Source organism: Pseudomonas sp. FW305-70, assembly GCF_058783925.1.
The window spans coordinates 1-2,772 of record NZ_JBYSYZ010000086.1 but is presented as its reverse complement, the minus strand read 5'-3'; the positions used below and the strand labels follow the sequence as shown (position 1 = coordinate 2,772).

The 2,772-nt window shown below is 63.3% G+C and carries 3 protein-coding genes; all 3 read right to left on the bottom strand.

The window, feature by feature from the left end:
• Positions 1-227: 227 nt before the first annotated feature.
• The 3 genes from AC3WN7_RS28560 to AC3WN7_RS28550 all read right to left on the bottom strand — a co-directional run bounded on the left by AC3WN7_RS28560 (position 228) and on the right by AC3WN7_RS28550 (position 2,559).
• Entirely contained in the window at positions 228-1,121 is an 894-nt protein-coding gene (locus tag AC3WN7_RS28560) for a polysaccharide deacetylase family protein (RefSeq protein ID WP_102675857.1), read from the bottom strand.
• Complete coding sequence (locus AC3WN7_RS28555; RefSeq protein WP_095967176.1) at positions 1,121-1,993, bottom strand: GNAT family N-acetyltransferase; 873 nt, start codon at positions 1,991-1,993, stop codon at positions 1,121-1,123. The genes AC3WN7_RS28560 and AC3WN7_RS28555 overlap by 1 nt, the downstream gene beginning before the upstream one ends.
• A 113-nt stretch (positions 1,994-2,106) precedes the next feature.
• On the bottom strand, positions 2,107-2,559 hold the full coding sequence (locus AC3WN7_RS28550; RefSeq protein ID WP_102675858.1) for a thiol-disulfide oxidoreductase DCC family protein: 453 nt from the start codon (positions 2,557-2,559) through the stop codon (positions 2,107-2,109).
• Between the last annotated feature and the right edge of the window lie 213 nt (positions 2,560-2,772).

Here is a 2,772-nt window from a genome sequence, read left to right as displayed (position 1 = left end):
AAAGTAAAGATTTCAATCTCGGACGCGTACTTTTCGGATGCGCAAACCATGGTCGACTTTTTCAACACAATCGGTCGGTTTCTGCCTTCCATGATCGGCTGATACCGACCCAAAACGCACATCAGTGGCAGGCACTGCCTCGGCGATGTTCAAGGCGGAGCAGGGCGCCTGATGCAGAGCGGGGGATTTTGACAAGCCTGCGTGGCTCAGGCCGTTGCGAACCCCACTCAGGCAGGGAACCGGGCTATCCAGTGCCTGGCAATCTCTTCGCGCCGGCAGATCCACACCGCGTCGTGGCCTTGCACGTAATCGAGAAAGCGCGCCAGCGCCATCGCACGACCGGGATGGCCACTGATCCGCCCATGCAGGCCGACGCTCATCATCTTCGGGTGTTGCGCGCCTTCCTGCCACAGCAGGTCGAACGCGTCCTTGAGCAGCCGGAAGAAGTCTTCACCGCAGGCGAAGCCGTTCGGCAGCAGATAGCGGGCGTCGTTGTTGACCAGTGTGTAAGGGATCACCAGGTGGGCGGGCGAGCCCGGGAGCCAATAGGGCAGGTCATCGTTGTAGGCGTCCGAGCTGTAGAGAAAACCGCCTTCCTCACGCAACAGGCGACGGGTGTTCTGGCTGACCCTTCCTGTGTACCAACCGACGGGGCGTTTGCCGCAGGCCTGTTCGATCACGTCGAGGGTGAGACGGATATGGCGACGCTCCTGATCTTCAGGCATGTCGCGATAGTCCAGCCAACGGTAGCCATGCCCGGCAATCTCGTGCCCGGCCGCGCAGAGCGCCTGGCCGATCGCCGGGGTGAGTTCCAGTGCCCGGCCGACGGCGAAGGCGGTCAGCGGCAGGCTTCGGGCGCCGAACAGTTCCAGAATGCGCCACACCCCTGCGCGCGATCCGTATTCGTACATGCCCTCGACGCTCAAGTCCGGTTCCCCCACACGCGGCGGGCGGCCGGGTAGCTCGTGAAGCCAGGCCTCCGACTGGGGATCGCCATTGAGGACGCAGGATTCCGCGCCTTCTTCGATGTTGAGTACGAACTGGACGGCGACGCGCGCCTCACCGGGCCATCGCGGGTGGGGTGGACGGCCGCCATAACCGATGAGGTCGCGGGCGGACATCAGCCCAGCTCGAAGGTGGTGACGCCGAACACACGTTCGTGCGCGATCGCCGGAGGAGGGCCGAGGTACATGCGGGCGCAGCCGAACACCTCGGTCATGCCCTGTTGGCGCACGAGCGCCATCGCGGCGGGGTTGTTCTCCGGGGCATCGAGAAACAGCGGGCCACCCTGCGCAAATTCCGCCAGGCGCGCGTAGAGGGCATTGGCCGCCAGGGCGTCATCGGCGAACAAGGGACCGATCTTGCAGCCTTCCCGGCAGCGCCTTATTACGCCATAGCCGCTCAGCCTGCCTTCGCGCCGACAACCCACGGCGAGTGCATCGGCCTGGGTTATCCACCCGCTCAGGAAGGTTGCGCGCGGGGCGGGGAAGCAGGTGCGGTCGTAATCGACCACCTGATCGAACGGGAAAGCGGCCAACGGGACGATGTCCTGGTCGTCTGCCTGGGAGGTCGTCGGGCGCTCGGTGATTTCGGCACGAAAACGCAGGTTGCGATGGGAGAAGACGAAACCACCCTTGGCGTAGTAGTCCTGCATCGCGAAGACGCCGTCCATGCCGATGCTCGCCCCCGGGCGCAGGCGGGCGAGGAGTCGCTCGCGGCGTGCGTGCCAGAGGGTATTGCCCAGGCCCTGGCTGCGATACTCGGGCCGGACGATGAAAAAACCCATGAAACCGAATTCGCCATGGTAGGAGGTGATGGCGCCACCGCCGATCAATTCCTCGCCCCGGGACGCCGCGATGAAGGCGGCAGGGTCCGTGGCCCAGAACAGCTCGGCATCGTGAAGGCCGGGGTTCCAGCCCTCACGGGCAGCCCACTCGACGAGTTCGTCCAGTTCGGGACGGGTCATGTTGCGTATGACCAGCTGATTCGACACCGTGAAATTCTCCTCAGTCGCTAATCGAGCGTGTGGTCCATCCCCGCCCGGAACCCTTTCGGTATAGCTTCAAGCCGGGTAATGATCCAGCTCGTGATGTCGCCCTAAGGCGTTCACCGGGACGCTTTCAAAAAGCGCTGTTCATGATCCGGATCCGGCAACAGGCAGGTGTCGTATTTCCCGAAGAGCCGATAGCGATTGAGCGCAATGCGGTCGTAGGCCCAATCTCGAAGTTGGCGAGGGATGATGCGCAACAGGTTCACGGGGCGCCAGATGGCGGGCAACTGGGCAAAGACTTCGAAAAAAGCTTGCGAACGCTCCCAGTAGTATCGGTCGCGGATCACCGCCATGCTGTGGAATTGATCCATGGGCAGACCTGCCCAGGCAAGCAGCGCCTGCCCCTCGGGTGACTGAACCGCCGCCAACCGCACGCGCCGCTGACGGTCATGGCGAATCACGAACCTCACCCAGCCATTGCACAGCTTGCAGACACCGTCGAACAACACCAGCGTCTCACCGGGTTTGAGCAGCGGCGCGGGGGAGGGGAGGGTTTTCGAGGCTGGCATGAGCGTGGGTCCAAGGGCGCCTGGGTATCCCCGATCATAACCGTGCGCCGGCGTTGAAGTCTGCAATTGGCTGATTGCGCTCGGTCACGGAGGGGGGGGCGACAACCCAAAGCGGACATCCTTCGAGCTACGGCTTGAAATGTCGGTCTTCTTGAGATTTACAACCAGGTCAGTTGTCAATGTGCTTGTAGCGACGAGGGCCTCCCTGGGGCC